The sequence below is a fragment of the Intestinibaculum porci genome (genome assembly GCF_003925875.1).
Classification (GTDB): domain Bacteria; phylum Bacillota_I; class Bacilli_A; order Erysipelotrichales; family Coprobacillaceae; genus Intestinibaculum; species Intestinibaculum porci.
This window is the reverse complement of sequence record NZ_AP019309.1, coordinates 873,918-899,477: the sequence shown is the minus strand read 5'-3', so window position 1 is coordinate 899,477 and position 25,560 is coordinate 873,918. Positions and strand designations below refer to the sequence as shown.

Below are 25,560 nucleotides of genomic sequence, written 5' to 3'. Positions count from 1 at the left end.
ATGGCTTTTTAATGTGTCCCTTGTAAATAATGAAGGGCAATAGCGACGTAAGCCGCAATGCCGGTTTTCATCCCTTCTTCATCAAAGATAATATGACTGTTGTGGAGAGAAACTGGAGGACGATCTCCCTGTGCCCCTACTAAAACAAATAGGGATGGTACATGTTCCATAAAATAAGAAAAGTCTTCGGAAATAGAAAGCGGCTGACAATGGGCATCCACTTTCGCAATAGACTGCAAAGCTGGCAGCCAGTCTTTCGCTAAAGTCTCATTATTATTAACCGTTAACGCCCGCATCGGAAAATTAACGAGTGCTTCACCGCGGTACATCTGCGCCGTATCGGTAATGATCTCTTCAAAACGTTCTAATACTTTGACGCGCACATCTGGATCAAAACAGCGGATCGAACCTTTCAATACCGCCTCATCAGGAATAATATTCCCCGTTGTGCCAGCTTGCAGTGATCCAATGGTCATCGTAAAACGCTCAGCCGCATCAATTTCTCGCGCCGTTAACATTTCCAGATTACAGATCGTATGCGCCGCAATACTAATCGGATCCACGCCTAAATGCGGCGCTGAACCATGAACAGACTTACCATGAATCTGCACTGTAAAGAAATCAGAACTTGGCATCATAACCCCCGGACAATAGGCAATCGTTCCAGTAGGCTGATCCGCTTTGATATGCATGCCGAAAGCTGCATCGACATGCGGATTTTCTAAGACCCCGGCATCGATCATTGCTTTCGCCCCTGAGGCAATTTCCTCCGCTGGCTGAAATAAGATTTTGATGGTGCCTTTAATCTCTTTGAGTTGTTTGAAAATAGCACATGCTCCAAGTAACATCGTCATATGGAGATCATGACCGCAGGCATGCATCTTGCCGTTATGCGCTGCAAAGTCTAAGCCGGATTCTTCCGCCATCGGCAAAGCATCCATATCACTGCGTAAAAGCAGACATGGGGAACCAGTACCAATCGTCGTGACAATCCCATGATTGCCAAGATCGTGAGGTGTATACCCCATTTCTATTAAACGTTTTTTAATATAGGCCGTCGTCTGATCCAAATCAAAGGTCGTTTCCGGCATCTGATGCAAAGTGCGACGATCCTGAATAAGTGTTTCCTGTAATTGTTCTATTTCATCTAATATATTCATCTTTATCACAACCTTTGCCCCATTGTAATAGGATTATACGAAAATGAAAAGCAATGTGATAAAAAAAGACAATTTTAGTCGATGACATCCTGAGCCGCAAAAGCTTTCGCATCCTGACGAATACGATCCTTTTTGACAACCGCCACAATCTCGGCGATCGCTTCATCAGAAAGGCCTTCAAAAATTTGAAAGGTCGTTAAGGCCAATTCGGGATTTTCATAGCGATCCAGCTTATAAAGATGGACAAGGTGATCAAGTAAAGTAAAGATTTTCATGTTTGTCCGTTGGTTTTCTAAATCCGAAATGGTATCCGCATTCAACCCTGTAATCTCAGAAACATCCCGAATGGTCAGCTTATTTTTCTTCCTGGCCCGTTTCATAATCGGGCCGATATCCTTAAATAAAAACACAATGATGTCCTCCTTCAACTTCCCTTGTCCTATTAGAGCTATTATATCATGAGGGATAATAGGGTTTTTGTCAATTTCGTTTGATATCAAACCGATCTTGCAAACCAGCTCTCCCTAATTATTTTTTTAGAACATCGAAAAAAGAATGTATTTTTGTAAACATATGCTAAAATATAAGTAGATACATCAAAAACGAAAGGAGAATCAAAGATGAAAATATTATTATGCTGCAAAGCAGGTGTAACTTCTAATATGTTTGCGGCAGCCTTAAAAGAGGAAGCTGCTAAGAAAGGCGTAGAAATTGTCGTTTGGGCCGCAGCGGAAACAGCTGTCGAATATTCAATCGATCAGGCGGACTTAGTATTAGTCACACCGCAGCTGAGAAGCTCTTTACATAAGTTTGAAGACTTAGCTGATCCTGATACCCCAGTATTATTAATCAGCGATCAGGATTTCAAAGACTTCAATGCCGCAAAAGTCCTTGATGAAGCCCTTGCAAAAAAATCATAATAATCTAAAAAAGGCGCATTTATTTGCGTCTTTTTCGTTTGATCGCACCAATTAAATCAGTCTTTTCTGCCTGATGCGACGGTATCAGTTTAAGCTGCGGCATAAATTTGTAAATCATTAATAAGGTAAAGATGATCATGACAATGCCATCACTGACATTCTGGTAAAATGCATAAGGAATCATTAATAAGGGAATAACAATCCCACCAAGACTTAAATACTGGGTTATGATGACAGTGATCAACCCCATAATTAGGGAAAAGAGTCCATAAAGCGGCGCATACATAAAAATAAGAATACAAGTAGTAGCGACGCCTTTGCCGCCTTTAAAATGGCGCCAGAAAGGAAAATCGTGACCGATCGTCGCGGCCAGGCCGCCAAGTAATAGGCCTTGATCACCTAGGAAGTGAGCACTTAATAAAGCCGCTAAGAGACATTTTCCGACATCGCCTAATAAGACGATCACCCCCGGCACAATCCCCAAGTGCGCCATAACATTGGCCATCCCTGGATTTCCAGAGGTTCCTAATTCACTCGCTGAATGATGGGTAAGCACCTGAGTGACAATCTCACCAAATAAAATAGTCCCTAATAAATATGATATCAATATAATAAGTATTTGCATAAAATCTCCCCTTTCTTCCATCATACCACAAAACATTTTATAATGTGTAAATCAGTTGAAACGGACATATGAGTTTGTTATATTAGGGGCATGAAGTTAGAAGAAAATAAAAGTTTAAAAGATTACCTTACGATGCGTCTTGGCGGGAAAGCACGCTATTTCGCAGAAATCCAAACAAAAGACGATGTTGTTGAAGCTTTTCAGTTTGCCGCAGCTCACCAGCTGAAAACATTTGTCATTGGAGGTGGCAGCAATACCTTGGCAGATGATGAAGGCTTTGATGGTCTCGTTATGCATATGTGTCTCAAAGGACGTACTATATTAGAAGACAATGCGGATGATATCGTCATTCGCTACGGTGCTGGCGAAATCTTAGATGAAGTCATTTCTGAAAGTGTGGATATGCATCTGACTGGCATTGAAGCGATGTCTCTCATCCCTGGCACGATCGGTGCAGCTCCCGTGCAGAATGTCGGTGCTTACGGGCAGGATATCTCACAGAGTTTTGTTGAATTAGAAGCCTATGATATGCACACCAGAGCATTTGTCACTTTGTCAAAAGAAGACTGTCAGTTTGCTTATCGCGCTTCGATTTTTAGAGGCAAAGACTGGGGCCGCTACATTATTGTCAGCGTCACCTTACGTTTACAGAAAGGCAATCCGCAGCCGCCATTTTATAAGCAAGTTCAGGCCCGCCTTGATGAAAAAGGCATCACCAGCTATACCCCTGCTTTAATTCGTGAAACGGTTATTGAAATCCGAAAATGGAAACTGCCAGATCCTCACTATATTCCTAACTCTGGTTCATTCTTCAAAAATGCCATTATCACCAAGCAGAAGTTAGCCCACTTACAGGAAAAGTATCCCACCCTTAAAGGTTTTGCAATGGGTAATGATACCTTTAAGATTTCTACTGGCTGGCTGATTGACCAGGCTGGTCTCAAAGGCGCATCCATGTATGGCATGCGGGTCCATGATCGCAATGCGCTCGTCTTAACCAATGTGGGCGCTAAGAGCTATCATGCTCTTGCGAAAGCGCGGGAAGATATTATCGCAGAAGTGAATAAACAATTTGGTATCAAGATCGTCCAGGAAGTTCTGGAAATGCATTAATGACAAAGATTTTTGAAAATCTTTGTCTTTTTTTTATTAAACCTACGCTGCGCCACGCGCAATAGTAAAAACGGACGACGTCTTTATCAAGAAAAGGACCTGACTCTTTTAAAGCTGATCTGCTTTTTATCCTCAATAGGGTTATCCTTAAAAGAAGAGGAACATGACGAAGTCAGCATGATGTTATTAGACCAGCAGGATACGCATTGCCCCTATCACAATTCCTGCAGCGAAGTGGTCACTAACGATGAAAACAGTGAGTAACTCACTGTTTTCTTTTAGAGACAATATAATTCATGCGCTTGAGCTTTTTTAAACTCATTGCTTTAAAGCTGCGATATTTGATAAAAAGTAGTATAAAGGCAATCGCTAAAACAAAGGTTGTCATTAATAAAATCGGATTCAGGGAAGATAAACTTGTCGATGTGGCGCGATATAACTGCATCGTACCTTCGCTGGTCTCATATGTATAATAATGCGCTTTTCCATCTGGTCCTAATAAATAAAGCAGTTTATAAGCAGCATCCGCTTTGTTTTCAAAGTTATATCCCTTGATCGTATGCTGATTAATAGTAATGGTTGTTTGTTTAAAACCATCCTTCTTCTCTTCTTTTAAAGGTAAAGGAATATAGAGTTCGCCTTTTACAGTTAAAGACTCAAAAGGAGCAGTGATCTTTCCATCTTTAACCACATAGAAAGCGCCTTTTTTCGCCGAATCAAGCAAATAGACGATTGTATAATCCGCTTTTTCATGTTTTAAAGCCACCACTTCCTGATTATTAAGATGCACTGAATATAAGGTAAAATGATCAGGAAAACGGATTTTGCTTAAATCCGTTTCCACCTGATAAGTCATATGATGATACGTTACATTCACTGGTGATGGCGCATTTGTTGATGACGTTTCCCCAATCTTATTGATCTCAATAGTATAAGTCTGACTTTGACCATTAGCCGCTTTGACGATCACCTGTATCGTATTTTTTCCTTCCTTTAAAATATAGGTCCCGGTGCCGCTTAAAGTCGCTTTCGAGGAAGCCGCTAACGCATTCACCTGGATACTTGCAAGCTTTGTTTGCGCTGTATAATGCGTGACTGAAGAAATAAACTTTGGTGATAACGATACTGAACTAATAATCAAAGAAGCTAATCTGGCATCACTATTTGACTGATTCATATAAGCCTGCAAAGGCGTGATAGACATAATCATTAAAAAAAGACTGATGAGCAGTTTTTTCATAAAATCCCTCCTCATTTTCATCATACACCATGAAGAAAGATGTTTTAAGGAAAAGTATGGTACTTTTTTCAATTATTGAAAGAATGCCCTTCTTTTTAAGAACTTGTCTATAATGAATTTGAAAATTTAAAGGAGGAGCTATTTTATGGGTTTTAGTAAAGATTTTTTATGGGGCGGTGCCTGTGCTGCCCATCAGTTTGAAGGCGGCTGGCAGGAAGGCGGTAAAGGACCTTCCATCGCTGATGTGATGACCGCAGGATCTAACGGCGTTGCCCGTCGTATTACCGATGGTGTCATCGAAGGAGAAGATTATCCTAACCATGTCGGTGTCGATTTCTACCATCATTATAAAGAAGATATCAAGTTATTTGCGGAAATGGGCTTTAAAGCTTTCCGTACTTCTATTGCCTGGACGCGTATTTTCCCACAGGGTGATGAAGAAACACCAAACGAAGAAGGCTTAAAGTTCTATGATGATGTTTTTGATGAATGTCATAAATATGGCATTGAACCTGTCGTTACCTTATCACACTTTGAAATCCCTTATGGTTTAGCGAAGAAATACAATGGTTTTATGGATAAAAGAGTCATTGACTGCTTTGTTCGCTTTGCGAAAACATGTTTTGAGCGTTATAACGGAAAAGTCAAATACTGGATGACATTCAATGAAATCAACAATCAGGGTGCTGCCCCGATTGCTCATCATATGATCCAGGAAGGCGGCATCTTAACGACTGATGATAATCCTGATAATGAATATATGATGTATCAGTCTGCCATTAATGAATTAATCGCTTCCGCTAAAGCCGTCAAAATTGCCCATGCGATCAATCCTGATTTCATGGTTGGCTGTATGATTGCTTATGTTCCTGTTTATAGTTATTCATGTAACCCAAGAGATATGATGCAGATGGTCGGCGCTGATCATAAACGTTACTGGTTTATGGATGTCCATGCCCGTGGTGAGATCCCTGCTTACTTAGAAAAGTACTGGCAGCGTCATCATATGGCTATTGCCTTAAGTGATGAAGAACGTCAGATCTTAAAAGAAGGCACCGTTGATTACATTGGCTTCTCTTATTATATGTCTTCATGTACAAAATCTATGGATGATGGCAAAGAATTCAACTTCTATGAAGTCAATCTGCCAGCTTTAGACATTAAAGCCAATACGACTGATAACCCTTATCTGAAAAAGAGTGACTGGGGCTGGGCCATTGATCCATTAGGCTTACGTTATTCCCTTAATGTCATCTATGATCGTTATCATTTGCCAATGATGGTTGTCGAAAATGGTTTTGGTGCTTATGACAAGAAAGAGGCCGATGGCAGTGTTCATGATAATTATCGCATCAGCTACTTATCATCCCATATTCAGGCGATGAAAGATGCTATTGATTATGATGGCGTCGATTTAATTGGTTATACAATGTGGGCACCAATCGATATCGTTTCCGCTTCAACGGGTGAATATGATAAACGTTATGGCTTTATCTATGTCAACTACAATAATAACCATGAAGGTGACTTCTCTCGTTCTAAGAAAGATTCATTCAACTGGTATAAACATGTCATTGAAACCAATGGTGAAGAACTTTAAAAGATGGACAACTGTCCATCTTTTTATTTGCGATCTTTGAGTTCTTCCAGATTGTATGGTGTTTCCTGATAAACGTAATAGTTCAGCCAGTTGGCAAATAATAAATAAGCATGGGAACGCCAAGCTACCCGTACTTCCTGAGTTGGATCATCATCTAGATAATAGTTTTTTGGAATTTCAGCCTCAATGTTAGGATCATTGAGATCACGGCGATACTCTTTATCTAAGGTATCTGTATCATATTCCGCATGACCTGTCACAAAGAAACGGGAGCCATCTTTTTCAGCGATTAAATAAACCCCTGCTTCATTGGATTCGGCTAAGATATCCAAGCTTGGAATACTCGCGACATCTTCTTTTAACACCGTTGTATAGCGGGAATGCGGTGCATAAAATTCATAATCGAAGCCACGTAAAATCTTTCGTTTCATCTTCTGGGTATTGATGCGATGTTTATAAACACCGGTTAACTTATGCTTTAATAAGTATTTATCAATTCCATAATAGTAATGCAGTGCCGCCTGAGCACCCCAGCAGATAAAGAAGGAACTAAAGACATGGCATTTCGCCCATTCCATGATCTCACAGAGTTCATCCCAGTAATCGACATCGCTAAAAGCCATCCGTTCGACCGGTGCCCCGGTAATAATCATGCCATCATAATAGTTCTCTTTTACTTCACTAAAGGTTTTATAGAAGTTCTGCAAGTGTTCCGGAGAGACATGTGAAGGGGTATGACTAGCGGTACGAATCAGATCCACTTCCACCTGTAAAGGGGTATTTGATAGCAGTCTTAATAGCTGTGTCTCGGTCACTTCTTTGGTTGGCATAAGATTGACAATCATTAACTTTAATGGTCGTATTTCCTGGGTTGTGGCACGACTTTGCGTCATCACAAAGACATTTTCATCAAGTAATATTTGCGCTGCTGGCAAATCATCTGGTAAATTAATTGGCATTGCTCTCACCTCTCTTGGCTATTTTATCACAATTCCTACTATTCCACTAGAAAGAAAGTAATTCATTAAAAGCGGCTAAGAGAAAGGAATCGGTCATCCCGGCTAAATAGTCAATAATACTCTGGGCTAAGGCTTTCTCATCACAGGTGAAATCATAAACCACTTTGTTTTCATAAATAGCTTCACGCTTTTCCCCAAAGTAAGCGTATTTCTCTAACCACGCCAAATAATGTGAGATCAATTTGGGATAATGAATCATATCCTTTTTAAGATCATCCACAAAGGTCATACGCTGCCCATAATCATAGAGAAAATCAAAAAGCGAATGCATAATGAGCTGTACATACTGGGTATGGACTTTGACACGTTTGATTTCATAAATGCAGGCATAATTAAAATTCATAATGAGCTGCATCTTCTTAAAAGCTTCTTCACTTAAGGCAATGCCTTCTGGTGATGAGTGATTGACAACATCTAAGATAAAGTAATTGACGATCACCCCATTATTAATAGCGGAAAAAGGTGTTCCAAACTGATTTAAGGTTTTTAATAATGCATCAACCTGTGCCTGAGTGATGACATCAAGCCGTAAGGCATCTTCAATATCCCTCGCTAAATAGGCAATCTTATCCGCCATTTTGACAACGCAGCCTTCATAAGTCCAAGGTTCATACTGCCCTGGTCTTTCGATCAAAGAGAGATCAATCGCTTCTTTTCGTGGAGTAATACAGCGCTGACGCATTTCCCCGCAGTGCGAAATGATCCCATCACGCACCGCATATGTTAAATCAAGATTATGTAAATGATGGATATCATCTTCTAAAACTTCCAAATCATCACATAAATAGAGAGAATTGCGTTCATGCCAGAAACTGGGCAAACCATAGTCTTTGGCGAGAGAACGTAAAATCTTCTCCCCGCCATGCCCAAAGGGCGCATGGCCTAAGTCATGACCAACCGCAATCGCTTTGGTTAATTCGGTATTCAAGCCTAATTCTTTAGCGATCGTATAAGAAATGGAATCCACCAGGTTGACATGTTCTGAACGGGTGCAGACATGATCATCATCAACCGCAAAGAAGACCTGCGTTTTATGTTTCATCCGCCGATAAGCAGGTGAAAAAATCAAACGGGAATAGTCCCGGCTAAAAGGTGAACGAATATCATGTTTCCGCTGATAAAGCGCATCGCGGCGACTGATCGCTTGCTTATAATGGGGATGATGTTCATCCATACATTCATTTTCTAATGCTTTCATAGAGCTTCCTCCTTCCTTTTATGGTAGACTGATGAAGAGGTGAAAGCAATGGAAAGTCTCTTTTTTGATAGTCTCTTCTCTCTTTTAGAGGGAGAAACAGATACCATCGCCAATATGGCCAATACCGCCGCCCTGCTTTATGAGACCTTACAAGATGTCAACTGGGTTGGCTTTTATCGAATGAAAGACAATGAACTATTATTAGGACCCTTTATGGGCAAAGTCGCCTGTGTTCACTTGCCTTTAAACAAAGGCGTCTGCGCGCATGCGGCTACGACAAAAAAGACAATACGCGTTGATGATGTACATCAGTTTGCCACGCATATTGCCTGTGATAGTGCCACGAATAGTGAAATTGTCGTTCCCTTAATGAAAGAGGGAAAAGTATTAGGGGTTTTAGATATTGATTCCCCATTACTTAATCGTTTTAACGAGCAGGATGAAAAAAATTTAAAACGCGTCGTTGAAATCTTACTGCCGCATATTGAAAGTGTCTGATTTTTTCAGTCACTTTTTTTATATTTGTAGACTAAGACAATCACTACCCCTGCGCTTGCCCCGCCGAAGTCCACGAAGATATCCTTCATCGTATCATAAAGAGCATCACGGCCAATTCTTGGCTGATCCCCTTTCTTTAAAACCGAGCGACCGGTTTTCATATAGCGCTGGAAGTTAGTCCCTTGAATCCCATCTGAGGTATATTCACACATTTCCCAGACGGCGCCACAGCCTAAGGCCATTAAAATCGCCACAATGGCTTTTAAAAAGGTATGTTTAGAGGAATGATCACTGATCACTTCAACTAACCAATAGCCGATAAAGCCTAAGGAAACTCCGGAAACCAAATGTTCCGCCGTATCCCACCAAGGAAACAAGCGATAGAAATGCAGACCATTCCCGCAGATCAAAGCCAGGAAGGCAAAAAAAGCCACACTTATATAGACATGATCAGGAATATGGAAATGCATCCGGCGTTCTATTAAATCAGGAACCACAATCATCGCAATAAAACCAAAATACTGAGCAATAGCTAATAACTGGGTTAATAAATCTGTTCGCTGCCTTAAGGTAAACAGATCGATGATCCCTTTCACAATGAGGGCACATGTAAATAATGATAATCCTAAAATAAGTTTTCCGCGTTTTGTAAGTTTCATTTTTATCACCTCATTTCATTATAATCGCTTCTTAAAATACTGTCATCCATCCGGCCATGAAAATTATTTTTTTCACGTCATTACTTATAGAAATAGATTTTTATGCCATTTTTGGGCAAAAATTTCTTTATCAATATGATATATAAAAGGAAACGTTTTCAAAGACTCTTATTTTTGCTTTATTTTATAGAAAGATTAAGGTAAAATAAAGATAAATGGAGGTAGGTCAAAATGACAAATATTAAAGGTATTGGTGCTTCTAGCGGTATCGCTCTTGCAAAAGCATACAAGTTAGAAATGCCTGATTTAACTGTATCAAGAGATACTGTTGAAGATACTGAAGCTGAAATCAAAAAATTAAACGAACATAAAGCTGCAGTAGAAAAAGAAATTAATAAGATTAAGGAAAGAGCATCTAAGAACTTATCAGCTGAAGAAGCAGCCGTTTTCGACGCTCATTTAATGATGTTAAATGACCCAGAATTCGCTTCTCAGATCGAAGGTAAAATCAAGGATGAAAAATTGAATGCGGCAGCTGCTTTGGAAGATGTAGCTACAATGATGATCAATATGTTCTCATCTATGGATGATGCATACTTCAAAGAAAGAGCAGCTGACATCAAGGATGTTTCCACAAGATGGAAAGCACATTTATTAGGTAAAAAATTACCTGATCCAACTGCTATTGAAGAAGAAGTTATTATCATCGCTAATGATTTAACACCATCTGATACTTCACAGTTAGATAAGAACTTAGTCAAAGGTTTCGCGACAAACATCGGTGGTCGTACTTCTCACTCAGCCATCCTAGCACGTTCAATGGAAATTCCTGCTGTGGTAGCTACAAATGCAGTTATGCAGGAAGTTAATGATGGTGATTTCGTCATCATCGATGGCGATGCGGGTGATGTCATCGTTAACCCTGATGAAGCAACCATTAAAGAATATGAAGCTAAGAAAGCTGATTATGAAGCTTACAAAGCTGAATTAAAGAAATTAGTGAATGCTGAAAGTAAATCAACTGATGGTCATAAAGTATTATTAGTAGCTAACATCGGTTCACCTAAAGACTTAGAAGCTGTTAAAGCGAACGGTGCTGAAGGTGTCGGCTTATTCAGAACTGAATTCTTATACATGGAAAATGATGATTTACCAACCGAAGAACAGCAGTTCGAAGTTTATAAGGAAGTCTTAGAAAACGTTGATGGACCAGTTGTTGTCCGTACATTAGATATCGGTGGCGATAAGAAGTTACCTTCACTTCCATTACCTGAAGAAATGAACCCATTCTTAGGTGTGCGTGCCATCCGTCTCTGCTTACAGCGTCCAGACATCTTCCGTGTACAGTTAAGAGCCTTATTAAGAGCTTCTGTTTACGGTGATTTACATATCATGTTCCCAATGATTGCCACTCTTGATGAATTCCGTCAGGCTAAAGCAATCTTATTAGAAGAAAAAGAAAAATTAATCAACGAAGGTGTAAAAGTTTCTGATCACATTGAAGTTGGTATCATGGTTGAAATTCCTGCATCTGCAGTCTTAGCTGACCAGTTCGCTAAAGAAGTAGACTTCTTCTCAATCGGTACTAACGACTTAATTCAGTACACTTTCGCAGCTGACCGTATGTCATCTACAATTAACTACTTATATCAGCCATTCAACCCTGCTATCTTACGTTTAGTACGTGGCGTGATCGAAGCTTCTCATAAAGAAGGCAAATGGACTGGTATGTGTGGTGAAATGGCTGGCGAAGCCAAAGCAGCACCAATCTTACTTGGTTTAGGCTTAGATGAATTCTCTATGTCTGCAACTTCTGTCTTAGCTCAGAGAAAACGTATCAACTCATTAAGCTATGAAGAATCAAAAGCTTTAGCTAATAAATGTGCTGATACCTGCCGTACAATGGATGATGTTGTAAAAATCATTAAAGACGAAACAGGTATTGAATAATAATGAATAGAAACTGTGATATCACGCATATCACAGTTTTTTTGTACACTTTTTCAATTTATTGATATGTCGAAATGTAACCGCTATAATCAAAGTAAGAAAGGAGGTTTCTATATGCATTTCACCTTTAAAGAGATCGCTTTTGATGATCATTTACTGATAAAGTCTTTTGACCTATTCCTGCATCCTGGCGAATGTATAATCATCACCGGTGAAAGCGGCTGTGGGAAAACAACTCTATTTAACGCCTTGACTGCACATAATGACTTTCTTGAATCAGCGCCGTCACTCACGATCTCAGCGCAAAAACAAAAACCGCTTTTATGTGAAGATCTCACCCTTCAAATGCAGTATGAAATGATTGGCAGCGATGCAACGCTTTTCCAACATTTTGATCTGATGACACATTTAAACGACTATCCTGCCTGTCTCTCAGGCGGTGAAAGACAGCGCGCAGCTTCGGCGCTTACACTCAGTCGTGAGGCGGATCTTTATATCTTAGATGAACCTACGGCATCCCTCAATCAGGATTACAGTGCACTTTATGTCTCGGCTTTTAAAAACATTATGCAAACCGGACGCAGTCTGATTATCTTCACTCATGATGAATATTTACTTGATCCAGCTTTTACGCATATGCATATTGCGCATCAGGAAATAGAAATAAAGCATCAAGGCCTTCATTATGATCATTCTTATAAAACAAAGCCGCTTGATCTTAAGCAGATGCCAGGATATATCATTAAAATGGATCATCATGGTCGCTGGTATAAACATCTTAGTCATGTTCTCATCCCTTTGCTGCTTATTATATCTCTCATTTTTTCTGGCTTTAATCAGCTTATTTCCACTTCCACAAATAAGCTCTTAAGTCAGCTCACTTCACGGGAGTTAGTGGCTTATAAACCCGTTGAAACGTTAAAAGGAAAAGTGGATACATATTCCATGTCTGGTTTTGAAAAACCTCTATCCAATAAAGAAATAGATTCTTTAAAAGTTAAGCATGTGCAAAATATCAAAGCACGTTATGACAACTTTGAACCACTTGATGGCGTGTATCGTGATTTACTCACTCATCCATATCATATAAGCGAAAAGACAAAACCGTTTGTCCTTTCCCAAGCAAACAAAGCAACAACGTTTTCACGCATGGACATCTCAACTTATCATTATGATTTACGCGATCAAGGCAGTATTCGCTATGAAAATAAAAAGAAAGGTTTATATCTAAGTATGGCCACTGCGAAAAAAATGGCACAGGCACTCCATTGCCAAGTCAAAGACCTATTAGGAAAATCTCTCACGTTTTCATTAGGGATCCCTATTTATAATACGTATGGACGCAGTCAGGGGGGAGTTGGTGAGACCATCGCTTATACTTATGATCTCACCGTTGATTATATAAAATTAACAATGCCGATCACCGGTATTCTTAAAGCCTCCTCATTTGGCATTTATAATCTTGATCGTTATGTCATTTATTTGCCCGATAAGGCTTTCTTTAGCTTAGTCAAGAAAAAAGCACGAACGCAAAGAAGAACACTTTATATTGTCGGTGAAGACTATTCCCATGTTTATTTCAATCATATTGCGAAAAATAAACGTAAACAAATTATGCATACTTTTCATGATCGCCCTTATCGGCCTTGTGCTTATAGTGTTTATGTCGACGAAATAAGCGCTGTTCCGGATGTGATCAAGGCTTTACAAAAGAAAGGATTTGATATCTTAAGTGAATACAGCAGCCATCAGGAAGCGGCATTAGCGGTTAAAAACTACCAGCAGGCCTATGGGATCGCTACCTTGGCATTGCTACTATTGTGTCTCTTGTTAAGTGTTGTGATCAATTATATAACTCGCCATAAGCGTTATCTGCATAAGTGTTATCTCGCGTCTTTAGGTATTAAACATTGCCAAGCTCTATTTAAAAAGGCCTATGGTAAAGAAACTTTAGCACTTTTATTATCCGTGTTCATTTTGACATTTATTATTTGCTTACTGATTTCTTTACAAAGACATATTCTTTTTATGCCAACGCTATTCACGATCTTAGGAAGCTGTCTAATTATTATTTTGAATGCTTTTCTTTTTCCTCTTTATATAAGGAAGTGAGCCTATGAGACTAGCCCATTTAGCCATTAGCTATGAAGACAAAACGATCCTTGAAGAATCACAAATGATCATTCCTGACCATCAGTTTACCCTCATTAAAGGGGTCAGCGGCTGCGGGAAATCCTCTTTGCTTTATCGTCTTGCTTTGATGAGCGAAGATCATGATTACACATATATTTACAACAATGAAGTCATTGACATCGCTAATGAAAAAACGCGTACTGCTTTTCGCCATCAGCATATTGCCTATGTCATGCAGGATCCCTTACTTTTTGAGCAAAGTGATGTGAAAGGCAATATTCTTATGCATGCAGCTATAAATGGTCATCATCCTCATGATGAAGAGATTGTCTCTTATCTTCATCAGGTGCATTTAACCATTCCTCTTGACGAGCCTATCATGCACCTTTCTGGCGGCCAGCGTCAGCGTTTAGCGATCGCCTGTGCTCTTGCAAGAAATGTCGATGTTATTATTCTTGATGAACCAAGCAGTGCCCTTGACGGTTTACATGAAGAAGAACTCTTTCATATGTTAGCAAGCAGTCCTCTCACCGTTATTATGGCAACTCATTCTACGCAGGCCGATGAGCTTTGTGATGCTCTTTATGAAATCAAAGATCATCAGCTCATATGTCATAAATGTACTCATGAAGAGATCAGTCATTTTCAAGAAACATCCGATGATCTCTTTCCTTTGTATTTCCATTACTATTTACGCTTGCATCGCAAGGATTTTCTGATCTTAACACTCATCCTGACCTTATGCCTTTCTTTGATGCAATTCTCTTTGCGTCAGGCAGATCATCACTTTTCTGCAATGCAGGAAAGCTATTACCATTTATCAGATCTCGCTTTTATGGTCACCAAAACAAATCAGCATCTTGATGAAGGCTTATCTCCTTTTACTTACCAAGCCAATACAAAAGTAAAACCGATTGCCTATCATTATACTTCAGCCTTGCTTGATGACCTTGAAGTCATGGCGGTACCGCTATTAAGTAAACGAAATGCACGCTACTTATCACAAAAGGAATCACCAATAGCCTTAAGTTATACGCTTTATCAATCTTTAATGAAACATGGAACTGATCTTGATGATTTATCAATCACTTTAGAAATAGATCATCAACACTATACCTATAAAGGTTTAGTCAGTATTCTCAATGATCAAAAGAAGAGTCCCTATTTTAAAAACAATATCCCTTATTTGGCTATTGATCCCACATTTCTGAAAAAGCTCTATAAGAAATATTCAATTCACTCATACGTCGCTTATATCTATAAAGAAAAAAGCTACGATCAGTTTATAACTGATCGCAGTCTCATTCAAAAGCATTACAAAGTGATTAATTTCTTCACCCATGAAAAGGAAATTGCCTCTCTTATTCAGATGACGCAATGGTTAAAGATTGGTTTACTGACATTATTTACCATCATTATTCTCATCCTCACCCTCACATTAACATTAATGTATTATCATAAACATCTGATCGATGACATTAAGTTATCGATCGAAGGACTCCCTCATCGTTTTATGTTAAAGGTGAAAAGTGCATGTACCGCTCTACAGTTTATCATAGCACTAGCCATTCCCATCTTAATTGCCCACAATCAAGCCGCCATAAGTGTCTTTATTCTTTTAATCACTTATGTCATTACGATCCTTGTCATGAATCACACCCTAAGTAAACTCTCTATTGAAAAGGTTTTGCGCTCTTAGAATAGATATTTATATTTATAAAGCGTATGAGATCATATCCATGTGATTCCTGCCATTAACATTATTAATGTCTTAAACGATTTTAACAAGAAACTTTTGATCGATGGAATTTTCGGAAAAATATGACATTACCGTCTGCCCAAGCAGCTAAACTGACGGTTCATCATTCTATTGGACACTTTCGTGCAGGAAACGTAGTAGAATTCCCTTTAAATCTAGTCATATTATACATCATTTTATCTACTAAAAAGTAGCGTTCCCCTTGGCAAGCCATGGGGGCGCTACACATTTATAACCAAGTTTTTCCAACAGCCAATAAAAATTTTAGCCTTGTATGCTAACCATCAATAAGCTGTAATTGTTTTAAAGCATAAACAAGACCATCGTCATCATTAGATAAGGTATGTGTTGGCAGCTTTTCTAATAACGCTTGTGGGGCATTCGCCATTAAATAAGGATGTCCAACAGCTTCCAGCATACTCAGATCATTATAATTATCACCAAAAGCAATCGCCTGATCTATTGGACAATGGTAATAATCACAAAGCACCTCAACCGCATGCGCTTTGGTAATACCTAAAGCATTGATCTCAATGAGGATGTCTGAACTCTTGCTGATAACAACATCCTTAAAACGCTCTTTTAAAGCCTTCTCAATGTCATTTGTATAATCAGGATTACACATACACAAAATCTTATTGACGCTCATATCATCGCTTAATTCATTAAATGAGGCCACTCTCGCTTTCGCTTCGACAATATGTTCCTCCCGTAAAACTCTTTCGTCACGTTTTTCCACGATCCAGTCATCCCCGCTATAAATATTAGCGGTTAAATCAAAGCCTTGCTGGTGCATAAAGCCAATCATAGCCTTAGCCTGTGAGGCGCTAAACCCCTGCGAAGCAATCACTTCATGCGCTTCATTCAAAATTAAGCCACCGCTATAAGCAATAATGGCACAGGTAAAATCATTTTTCTTTAAGATCGGATAAATTCCTGATGGAGAGCGGGCACTGACAATAACAAAGGGAATATCCTTTGCCTGCAGCGACAAAATAGCTTCTTTCGTGGCCACCGACATCTGATGATCACTATGTAATAAGGTTCCATCAATATCACTAAATACTACTGTTTTCATACATTTCCTCCTGTATAATCAAGCAGACAGCCTGCTTCTTTCATCGCTTCAAAGATTTTTTCTGGGGGCTGCTTATTGGTTGTGATCATTTGTACATCACGAAAGTCTAAAGCTTTAATTGTCCCCTTTTTTAAATATTTGCTGTCATCATAAAGCACACACACAAAGTGCGAGCGCGAAGCTACTAAATGTTTCATATAGGCATCATCTTCATCCTGAAAATAGATCCCATCTTCTTTCACACAGGCAGCTCCTAAAAAACAAAGATCAAAAGTAATGCCTTCAATCGCTTTATAAGCATCAGGACCAAACATAAAACGTCCCCGAGGATTATATTTCCCGCCAATCATATGCGTTTCACAATGCGCGCTTAAACTTTCCACATTCGCTAGACTATTGGTATAACCGATAATATGCGAAGGCACCAGATCACATAATGCATTAATCGTCGTTGAAACATCAAAATAGATAACTTTATGAATACTGATATAACTCAAAGCTTTACGAGCAATTTCTTTTTTGAGACTTATATGCTCTTTTTGGCGCTCCTTATAATCAAGAATCATCCGTTCCTGGGATTTGATCATAATCCCGCCATGGGTCCGCAGTCCTAATCCTAAATCAACCATTTTCACAATATCTCGTCGTGCTGTATCACGGGAAATACCAAAGATTTTCATAATATCCTGGTATTTGAGTACTTCTTTCTCATCTAATAGTTCTTTTATTTTATGAATTCTCTGATTTTGATCCATATCATCACTTCCGCCTTTATTATAAGCTTTTTTAAGTGTTTAATCAATATATACTTATATTTACTTACATAGATGCAAAACAAAAGCACCTCATCTGAGGTGCTATCGACCGGCAGCGTTCTATTGTCGCCATTTCTGACTATCGTCGACGCTGTGATGCTTAACTTCCGTGTTCGGCATGGGTACGGGTGTCTCCATCACGCCATCGCTACCGGATCTCAGGATCTCCCCTGAAAACCGCACACAATCTCTTCTCTGGTCAAGTCCTCGGCCTATTAGTGCCGGTCCGCTGAACATGTCGCCATGCTTTCACTCCCGGTCTATCAACCTTATCGTCTTTAAGGGGCCTTACTTGCTAAGCAACGGGAGGTCTCATCTTGGAGGGGGCTTCACGCTTAGATGCCTTCAGCGCTTATCCCTTCCGGACTTGGCTACCCAGCTGTGCCACTGGCGTGACAACTGGTCCACCATCGGTCCGTCCACCCCGGTCCTCTCGTACTGAGGGCAGCTCTCCTCAGACCTCCTGCGCCCACGACAGATAGGGACCGAACTGTCTCACGACGTTCTGAACCCAGCTCGCGTACCGCTTTAATGGGCGAACAGCCCAACCCTTGGAACCGACTTCAGCTCCAGGATGCGATGAGCCGACATCGAGGTGCCAAACCTCCCCGTCGATGTGAACTCTTGGGGGAGATCAGCCTGTTATCCCCAGGGTAGCTTTTATCCGTTGAGCGACGGCCCTTCCATGCGGTACCGCCGGATCACTAAGCCCGACTTTCGTCCCTGCTCGACCTGTTTGTCTCGCAGTCAGACACCCTTATGCCTTTGCGCTCGATGCGTGGTTTCCATCCACGCTGAGGGTATCTTTGGGCGCCTCCGTTACTCTTTGGGAGGCGACCGCCCCAGTCAAACTGCCCGGCTGACACTGTCCCGTACGCGGCTTACGCGTCCCGGTTAGAACCTAAGTGCACGAGGGGTGGTATCCCAACAGCGGCTCCTCGGATCCTGGCGAACCCGTCTCGCAGCCTCCCACCTATCCTGTACGTCATGCACCCAGGCCCAATGTCGGCCTGCAGTGAAGCTCCATGGGGTCTTTCCGTCTAGTCGCGGGCAACCTGCATCTTCACAGGTACTAAGACTTCACCGAGTCTGCAGCCGAGACAGCGCCCAAATCGTTACGCCTTTCGTGCGGGTCAGAACTTACCTGACAAGGAATTTCGCTACCTTAGGACCGTTATAGTTACGGCCGCCGTTTACTGGGGCTTCGTATCATGGCTTCGCTTGCGCTGACCACTCCTCTTGACCTTCCAGCACCGGGCAGGCGTCACCCCCTATACTTCGGCTTGCGCCTTCGCAGAGAGCTGTGTTTTTGGTAAACAGTCGCTTGGGCCATTTTTCTGCGGCTCCGAAGAGCACCCCTTCTCCCTAAGTTACGGGGTCATTTTGCAGAGTTCCTTAGCTGCAGTTCTCTCGCTCACCTTGGGATTCTCTCCCTGCCCATGTGTGTCCATTTTCGGTACGGGCCTTCAGAAATTTGTGCTAGAAGCTTTTCCTGGAAGTCTGCTTCACGCTTTTCCGTACTTGCCGCAGCTTTCCGTATGCGTCACGCCTTCGCCTTCTGTGATGCGCATTTCACTGCATCACGGCTACCTCGCTTGCCCCGGCTCTTCCGTCCGCCGGTTGCGCTAGCCTTCTCCGTCACTCCATCGCTCCCTGAAGGGTACAGGAATCTCCGCCTGTCTTCCATCGGATACGCCTTTCGGCCTCTCCTTAGGTCCCGACTCTCCCAGAGCGGACGAACCTTCCTCTGGAGACCTTGGGCCATCGGTGTGCGGGATTCTCACCCGCATCTCGCTACTCACGCCGGCATTCTCTCTTCCATCCGCTCCTCGGGCCCTTTCGGTCCCGCTTCTCCGCCGGATGGAACGCTCCCCTACCATATTTTCATATCCATAGCTTCGGTGTCATGCTTAGCCCCGGTAAATTATCGGCGCAGGGTCATTCGACTAGTGAGCTGTTACGCACTCTTTGAAGGATGGCTGCTTCTGAGCCAACCTCCTAGTTGTCTCCACGTCCCCACTTCCTTTTCCACTTGGCATGCACTTTGGGACCTTAGCTGATGGTCTGGGCTGTTTCCCTCTTGTCCGCGGACCTTATCACCCGCAGACTGACTGCCGCGACTGGACGTGCGACATTCGGAGTTTGATTATGCTCAGTACCTCGGGATGAGGCCATCGCATATTCAGTGCTCTACCTTCGCATGCCGTCTCGCGACGCTAGCCCTAAAGCTATTTCGGGGAGAACCAGCTATCTCCGGGTTCGTTTGGAATTTCACCCCTAGCCACAGATCATCCGCCAACGTTTCAACGGGGGTCGGTTCGGTCCTCCATCGGGTCTCACCCCGACTTCAACCTGTCCATGGCTAGATCACCCGGTTTCGGGTCTGCTCCTCCAGACTCTCGCCCTATTAAGACTCGCTTTCGCTTCGGCTCCGCATATCCTGCTTAGCCTCGCCTGGAAAAGCAACTCGCCGGCTCATTCTACAAAAGGCACGCCATCACCCTTTGACGGGCTCTGACTTCTTGTAGGCATATGGTTTCTGGTTCTCTTTCACTCCCCTCCCGGGGTTCTTTTCACCTTTCCCTCACGGTACTGGTTCGCTATCGGTCACACAGGAGTCTTTAGCCTTTCGGGATGGTCCCCGATGCTTCCGACAGGATTTCTCGTGTCCCGCCGTACTCAGGATCTCCGCTCGCTAAACCTCGGTTTCGCCTACGGGTCTCTCACCCTCTCTGGATGTCCTTCCCATGACATTCGGCTGCCGAGGCCTTCGCTTTGTGCGGGTCCTACTACCCCATCATATGATGGTTTGGGCTCCTCCGCTTTCGCTCGCCGCTACTTACGGAATCTCGTTTGATTTCTTTTCCTGCAGGTACTTAGATGTTTCAGTTCCCTGCGTCTCGCCTCTCTCCAGCTATGTATTCGCTGAAGGATGCATGAGTCTTGCTCATGCGGGTTTCCCCATTCGGACATCACCGGATCTTCGCCTGCTTACGGCTCCCCGATGCATTTCGGTGTTTGCTCCGTCCTTCTTCGCCTCTGTGTGCCCAGGCTTCCGCCATACGCCCTTTCTTTCTTGACCTGAAAGTTGATATGAATAAGCTTGAGTTTACTGACTGTTATTCTTGATCTAACTGTTTCTCTTGTTTATCTTAGCTTTTGCCCACTATACCAGATTCTAGACCTTTGATGTTTCTCTGATCTTATCCTTATATAGTGTTTGCAGGAAGTCTTACTAATCTTAATTAATAAGTCTTCTCTTTGCTTTTGATTGTATGCGGTTTTCAAGGGTCTTCCTTCTCTGCAAAGCAGAGAAAACCGAAAAGAAACACGCATTTCTCCCTAGAAAGGAGGTGATCCATCCCCACGTTCCCGTAGGGATACCTTGTTACGACTTCACCCCAATCATCGGCCCCACCTTAGACAGCTCTCTCCTTGCGGTTGAGCCACCGGCTTCGGGTGTTGCTGACTCTCATGGTGTGACGGGCGGTGTGTACAAGGCCCGAGAACGTATTCACCGCGGCATGCTGATCCGCGATTACTAGCGATTCCAGCTTCGTGCAGTCGAGTTGCAGACTGCAGTCCGAACTGAGAACGGGTTTCTGGGTTCTGCTCAACCTCGCGGTCTCGCTTCCCTCTGCTCCGTCCATTGTAGCACGTGTGTGGCCCAGGTCATAAGGGGCATGATGATTTGACGTCATCCCCGCCTTCCTCCTCCTTGCAGAGGCAGTCTCGCCAGAGTCCCCAACTCAATGCTGGCAACTGGCGACAGGGGTTGCGCTCGTTGCGGGACTTAACCCAACATCTCACGACACGAGCTGACGACAACCATGCACCACCTGTCTTCTCTATAGCTATGAGGAGATCTCTCTCCCTTTTAGATCGATGTCAAGACCTGGTAAGGTTCTTCGCGTTGCTTCGAATTAAACCACATGCTCCACCGCTTGTGCGGGCCCCCGTCAATTCCTTTGAGTTTCATTCTTGCGAACGTACTACTCAGGCGCGATACTTATTGCGTTGACTGCAGCACCGGGATCTGACTCCCGACACTTAGTATCGATCGTTTACGGCGTGGACTACTAGGGTATCTAATCCTATTTGCTCCCCACGCTTTCGGGACTGAGCGTCAGTTGCGGACCAGACCGTCGCCTTCGCCACTGGTGTTCCTCCATATATCTACGCATTTCACCGCTACACATGGAATTCCACGATCCTCTTCCGCACTCCAGTGATCCGGTTTCCGGGGCTTCCCGAAGTTTAGCTTCGGGCTTTCACCTCCAGACCTGTATCACCGCCTGCTCCCTCTTTACGCCCAATGATTCCGGATAACGCTCGCCACCTACGTATTACCGCGGCTGCTGGCACGTAGTTAGCCGTGGCTTTCTATGTTCGGTACCGTCACTCGCATGGCATTTCCTCCATCCGACGTTCTTCCCGTACAACAGAACTTTACGACCCGAAGGCCTTCTTCGTTCACGCGGCGTTGCTCGGTCAGGGTTTCCCCCATTGCCGAAAATTCCCTACTGCTGCCTCCCGTAGGAGTCTGGGCCGTGTCTCAGTCCCAGTGTGGCCGTCCGCCCTCTCAGGCCGGCTAAGTATCGTCGCCTTGGTGGGCCGTTGCCCCGCCAACTAGCTAATACTGCATAGGTCCATCCCCCCGCTGACCATCCGGTCATTTAGCGCATCCAGGATGCCCTGAATGCGTCTATGCGGTCTTAGCAGCCGTTTCCAGCTGTTGTCCCCCTCGGAGGGGCAGGTTACCTATGTTCTCCTCACCCGTTCGCCACTGAGCACCAAGGTGCTCCGTTCGACTTGCATGTATTAGGCACGCCGCCAGCGTTCATCCTGAGCCAGGATCAAACTCTCCATTGTTTATGAATGGAGCTTTGAATAAGCTCTTTAAATTACTTCTGACTATTTGTTTTCGGTGTTTTGTTCACCGCTCAAAAATGAGTTCTTTGACGTGTTTCTTTTCAGTTTTCAATGTTCTGCATGCGCTCCTTACCGGAGTGCTAACTAAATATACCATTTTCCTTCCTGCTTGTAAAGTGTTTTTTGAGATTTTTTGAATCTTTCGTTAAAAAATACGGTATACAGGCATTTTATTGCGCATAATCGCTCATTTTTACATGTCAGGTCATTTTTATCCTTTTATAAAACGTCACAATGGCGCTTAAATACGTCGACAATATAGTAAAAAAGAGTAAGCCTTAAATCTTACTCTTCATCATGCAGGTAAAGGTAATGATGCCTTCTTTCCATGAGGCATGAATACTGCCGCCATAAAGACGAACAATACTTTCTGCAATCGATAAACCAATACCATAACCGCCACGATCAATGTTATGCGATTGATCAGCGCGATAGAAGCGGTCAAAGAATTTGGTGTAATCGACATTCTTGCCATCTGCATAGGTATTTGAAACGTCCAATCGAATCACTTTATCTTTCTTTAACGCACTTAAGGCAACCGTGATCGTGCCCTGATCATCACAATACTTTACGGCATTATCAACTAACAAGGAACAAAGCTGCCGCACTTTTGAGGCATCACCTTTCATCATCACATCACTTTGAATTGTCCTGATGATTTGTTTGTTTTCACTTTGCACAAGGGACATAAAAGGATCGATGGACTCATTAATTAATGTCGAGACATTAATTATTGCGTCTCCTTCCCGATTTTCCTGTTCCTGCGCTTTGGCGATCATCACTAAATTCTGGATGAGACCATTCATGCGCTCCACCTGATTCATCGTCGATTTCGTCCACTCATCTTCACCGTTAATCATCTCTTCGACTTCCATGTTCGCGCGAATAACCGCTAACGGTGTTTTCAATTCATGGGAAGCATTCGTAATGAATAGATTCTGTCTTTCCGCATTTTCGATTTCTGGTCGAACCGCTCGCTTCGAAATAGCGAGAGCGCAAACAAAGACCAATAAAATACCTGGTAAAGTGACCATAATAATAGTTATTGTAAGGTTTTTGCTTGATTCAATTTGCGTCGTACAATCAAGAAAAACAACCAAAGTCTGATTTTTGCCGACTTTTGCAACTTTATAATAATAAACGCCATCGTGCCCTGTCTCATCACCGCTGCGTAAAGCTTTTCTGGCAAGATTATAAGCCTGGCTGCGAGAAACGGCCGCAATATGGCTGGTGGTGGAACGAGCAATCGAGCCATCTTTATTGTAAGTGACAGAGAAGTAGCGGGCTGAATAATGGAATTCCGTTGAGAAATCATCAAAAGAACCAGCTTTCGGGTTTTTATTGATTTCTCCGTTCTGATCTACGATATAGCTTAAAGCCGCATTGATCACGCGATTGCGATTATACTGGTTAATAATATGAATAGATACAGAGAATAAACCAATGATCGCAATAAGGACGCCCATGAAGATACCAATAAATTTCAGGCGTAATTTATTAATCGCATTCTTGCTCATTGTTCACAAGCTGAAAACTGCCGCCACGCTCTCCCGCAATGGTAATATTCGCATTGATCGACTGCAGTTTTCCTTTCAAATAAGAGATATAAAGCCAAATGGTATCTTCACTCACCTCTTCGCCCTTCCAGATCTTTTCAAACAGATACTTGGTATCTAAAGGATTCTTATGAAGCGCTAGTTCTTTAAAGAGCTCACATTCCTTGTGTGATAAACGAATGGAATTAAGCGATGATAATTCTTCATTCTCCACATTTAAAGTGACATTGCCAACACTGACATCACGACGATCATAATCATCATTACGTCTGGTAAGTGAGCGAATGCGCGCAAGCAGCTCTTTCATTGCAAAAGGTTTAACCAAATAATCGTCGGCCCCCGCATCTAAGCCAGTGACACGATCATCCACTTCTGCTTTTGCGGTTAATAATAACACTGGTGTCATATCATCGTTAGATCGCATATCCTGCAAAACTGCAATACCATCTTTTTTCGGCATCATGATATCTAAGATCACCGCCTCATAATGCTGGCGGTTTAAATATGTTAAAGCTTCTTCACCATCAAAGGCACAGTCCACTTCATAGTTATAATGTCTTAATACCGTCGCAATCGCTTTATTTAAATCTTGTGTATCCTCTGCTAAGAGTAATCTCATATTATTCACCTTCTTCAATGATCATATTTCTAATTGTCTGCATAGAGATATCTGTGGCCGCAAGCTCGTCCGCGCAGCGTTTCAGTTCACTTTCTATAAGCTTTATGTCGCCTTTAATATCCTTTTTATAGCGCATATGATGCTCTAAAGCAGCCCAAGTATCCTGAGAAATAGTTCTCAGCTGAAATTCCACAAAGTAACCATCAACTTTGACAATTAAATGTAAAGAGCGATAGCCTGATGGTTTGACATTTTTGATATAGTCTTTTTCGCGAATAATATCGTAATGCTTTTCATGCAGTAAAGCATCTCTAATATCATAAACGTCATCAAGGAAAGCACAGACAATGCGCACACCAATGGCATCCTGAATCTTATGTAAAGCAGAATCACTATTAATGGGCAGATGCTTTCTGAGACATTTTTCTTTCATGCTTGCTTCATCCTTAATTCGTGATAAGCAATGTTCGATCGGATTCATACCTTTCTTTTGCATAATATCCTGTTTAATATCTTCTATATCATCAAGAACCTTTTGTTGAATCTTAACTAAATCATCATAATAAGGATCATATATTGATGCCATAAAACCACCTCTTTAAAATCATAACATGACAATATGTGAATCTCATGGATTAAAAATATCTTACTCAATAATTATGAACACAATATAAAAAGCGTGAGAC

20 protein-coding genes and 3 rRNA genes are annotated in these 25,560 nt (G+C 42.1%); 8 read left to right on the top strand and 15 right to left on the bottom strand.

Annotated elements, in window-relative coordinates:
* Window positions 1-8: 8 nt before the first annotated feature.
* A complete protein-coding gene (locus SG0102_RS04355; protein ID WP_125118827.1) occupies window positions 9-1,160 on the bottom strand; it encodes a M20 metallopeptidase family protein in 1,152 nt (383 codons plus the stop codon).
* Between the two features lie 74 nt (window positions 1,161-1,234).
* A complete protein-coding gene (locus SG0102_RS04350; protein WP_125118826.1) occupies window positions 1,235-1,570 on the bottom strand; it encodes a helix-turn-helix domain-containing protein in 336 nt (111 codons plus the stop codon).
* A gap of 210 nt (window positions 1,571-1,780) precedes the next feature.
* On the opposite strand from SG0102_RS04350, the gene SG0102_RS04345 reads away from it, so the two are divergent.
* A complete protein-coding gene (locus SG0102_RS04345; RefSeq protein WP_125118824.1) occupies window positions 1,781-2,080 on the top strand; it encodes a PTS sugar transporter subunit IIB in 300 nt (99 codons plus the stop codon).
* A gap of 19 nt (window positions 2,081-2,099) precedes the next feature.
* Here the strand turns inward: SG0102_RS04345 and SG0102_RS04340 are convergent, their stop codons facing one another.
* The gene (locus SG0102_RS04340; RefSeq protein WP_157982972.1) at window positions 2,100-2,705 is read right to left on the bottom strand and encodes a glycerol-3-phosphate acyltransferase; all 606 of its coding nucleotides are present in this window, start codon (window positions 2,703-2,705) and stop codon (window positions 2,100-2,102) included.
* A gap of 90 nt (window positions 2,706-2,795) precedes the next feature.
* Here SG0102_RS04340 and murB point away from each other — a divergent pair, with 90 nt between their 5' ends.
* Complete coding sequence (gene murB, locus SG0102_RS04335) at window positions 2,796-3,818, top strand: UDP-N-acetylmuramate dehydrogenase (protein ID WP_125118820.1); 1,023 nt, start codon at window positions 2,796-2,798, stop codon at window positions 3,816-3,818.
* A 12-nt stretch (window positions 3,819-3,830) separates the two neighbouring features.
* Entirely contained in the window at window positions 3,831-4,082 is a 252-nt protein-coding gene (locus SG0102_RS04330) for a MerR family transcriptional regulator (RefSeq protein WP_125118818.1), read from the top strand.
* Window position 4,083: 1 nt separating this feature from the next.
* Here SG0102_RS04330 and SG0102_RS04325 read toward each other — a convergent pair whose 3' ends face one another.
* On the bottom strand, window positions 4,084-5,058 hold the full coding sequence (locus tag SG0102_RS04325) for a cadherin-like beta sandwich domain-containing protein (protein ID WP_157982971.1): 975 nt from the start codon (window positions 5,056-5,058) through the stop codon (window positions 4,084-4,086).
* A gap of 145 nt (window positions 5,059-5,203) precedes the next feature.
* Here SG0102_RS04325 and SG0102_RS04320 point away from each other — a divergent pair, with 145 nt between their 5' ends.
* Entirely contained in the window at window positions 5,204-6,658 is a 1,455-nt protein-coding gene (locus tag SG0102_RS04320; protein WP_125118815.1) for a 6-phospho-beta-glucosidase, read from the top strand.
* 23 nt (window positions 6,659-6,681) lie between these two features.
* Here the strand turns inward: SG0102_RS04320 and metA are convergent, their stop codons facing one another.
* The gene (metA, locus tag SG0102_RS04315; protein WP_125118813.1) at window positions 6,682-7,617 is read right to left on the bottom strand and encodes a homoserine O-acetyltransferase MetA; all 936 of its coding nucleotides are present in this window, start codon (window positions 7,615-7,617) and stop codon (window positions 6,682-6,684) included.
* Between the two features lie 46 nt (window positions 7,618-7,663).
* On the bottom strand, window positions 7,664-8,875 hold the full coding sequence (locus SG0102_RS04310) for a deoxyguanosinetriphosphate triphosphohydrolase family protein (protein WP_125118811.1): 1,212 nt from the start codon (window positions 8,873-8,875) through the stop codon (window positions 7,664-7,666).
* Between the two features lie 48 nt (window positions 8,876-8,923).
* Between SG0102_RS04310 and SG0102_RS04305 the strand changes: the two genes are divergently transcribed.
* Window positions 8,924-9,373: a GAF domain-containing protein gene (locus SG0102_RS04305; protein WP_125118809.1), complete on the top strand. Its 450-nt coding sequence runs from the start codon at window positions 8,924-8,926 to the stop codon at window positions 9,371-9,373.
* A gap of 5 nt (window positions 9,374-9,378) precedes the next feature.
* On the opposite strand, the gene SG0102_RS04300 is transcribed toward SG0102_RS04305, so the two are convergent.
* Entirely contained in the window at window positions 9,379-10,032 is a 654-nt protein-coding gene (locus SG0102_RS04300; protein WP_125118807.1) for a hypothetical protein, read from the bottom strand.
* A 231-nt stretch (window positions 10,033-10,263) separates the two neighbouring features.
* On the opposite strand from SG0102_RS04300, the gene ptsP reads away from it, so the two are divergent.
* The 3 genes from ptsP to SG0102_RS04285 all read left to right on the top strand — a co-directional run bounded on the left by ptsP (window position 10,264) and on the right by SG0102_RS04285 (window position 15,814).
* The gene (gene ptsP / locus SG0102_RS04295; RefSeq protein WP_125118805.1) at window positions 10,264-11,982 is read left to right on the top strand and encodes a phosphoenolpyruvate--protein phosphotransferase; all 1,719 of its coding nucleotides are present in this window, start codon (window positions 10,264-10,266) and stop codon (window positions 11,980-11,982) included.
* A 114-nt stretch (window positions 11,983-12,096) separates the two neighbouring features.
* On the top strand, window positions 12,097-14,094 hold the full coding sequence (locus SG0102_RS04290; RefSeq protein WP_157982970.1) for an ATP-binding cassette domain-containing protein: 1,998 nt from the start codon (window positions 12,097-12,099) through the stop codon (window positions 14,092-14,094).
* A gap of 4 nt (window positions 14,095-14,098) precedes the next feature.
* Window positions 14,099-15,814 carry an ATP-binding cassette domain-containing protein gene (locus SG0102_RS04285; RefSeq protein ID WP_125118803.1) on the top strand — a complete coding sequence of 572 codons (1,716 nt, stop codon included), beginning with the start codon at window positions 14,099-14,101 and terminating at the stop codon, window positions 15,812-15,814.
* A 337-nt stretch (window positions 15,815-16,151) separates the two neighbouring features.
* On the opposite strand, the gene SG0102_RS04280 is transcribed toward SG0102_RS04285, so the two are convergent.
* From SG0102_RS04280 to SG0102_RS04245, 8 genes are all read right to left on the bottom strand, one after another.
* The gene (locus SG0102_RS04280; protein ID WP_125118802.1) at window positions 16,152-16,952 is read right to left on the bottom strand and encodes a Cof-type HAD-IIB family hydrolase; all 801 of its coding nucleotides are present in this window, start codon (window positions 16,950-16,952) and stop codon (window positions 16,152-16,154) included.
* Complete coding sequence (locus SG0102_RS04275) at window positions 16,949-17,707, bottom strand: DeoR/GlpR family DNA-binding transcription regulator (protein ID WP_125118801.1); 759 nt, start codon at window positions 17,705-17,707, stop codon at window positions 16,949-16,951. Before SG0102_RS04275 ends, SG0102_RS04280 begins: the two co-directional genes overlap by 4 nt.
* Before the next feature lie 107 nt (window positions 17,708-17,814).
* Window positions 17,815-17,923, bottom strand: a 5S ribosomal RNA gene (rrf, locus tag SG0102_RS04270).
* 39 nt (window positions 17,924-17,962) lie between these two features.
* Window positions 17,963-20,849, bottom strand: a 23S ribosomal RNA gene (locus SG0102_RS04265).
* A gap of 264 nt (window positions 20,850-21,113) precedes the next feature.
* A 16S ribosomal RNA gene (locus tag SG0102_RS04260) occupies window positions 21,114-22,639 on the bottom strand.
* The 16S, 23S and 5S rRNA genes sit together here, the layout of an rRNA operon.
* A 338-nt stretch (window positions 22,640-22,977) precedes the next feature.
* Entirely contained in the window at window positions 22,978-24,216 is a 1,239-nt protein-coding gene (locus SG0102_RS04255; protein WP_125118800.1) for a sensor histidine kinase, read from the bottom strand.
* Window positions 24,197-24,874 carry a response regulator transcription factor gene (locus SG0102_RS04250; RefSeq protein ID WP_125118799.1) on the bottom strand — a complete coding sequence of 226 codons (678 nt, stop codon included), beginning with the start codon at window positions 24,872-24,874 and terminating at the stop codon, window positions 24,197-24,199. Before SG0102_RS04250 ends, SG0102_RS04255 begins: the two co-directional genes overlap by 20 nt.
* A 1-nt stretch (window position 24,875) precedes the next feature.
* Window positions 24,876-25,460, bottom strand: coding sequence for a GTP pyrophosphokinase (locus SG0102_RS04245; protein ID WP_125118798.1), 585 nt, complete (start codon window positions 25,458-25,460; stop codon window positions 24,876-24,878).
* Between the last annotated feature and the right edge of the window lie 100 nt (window positions 25,461-25,560).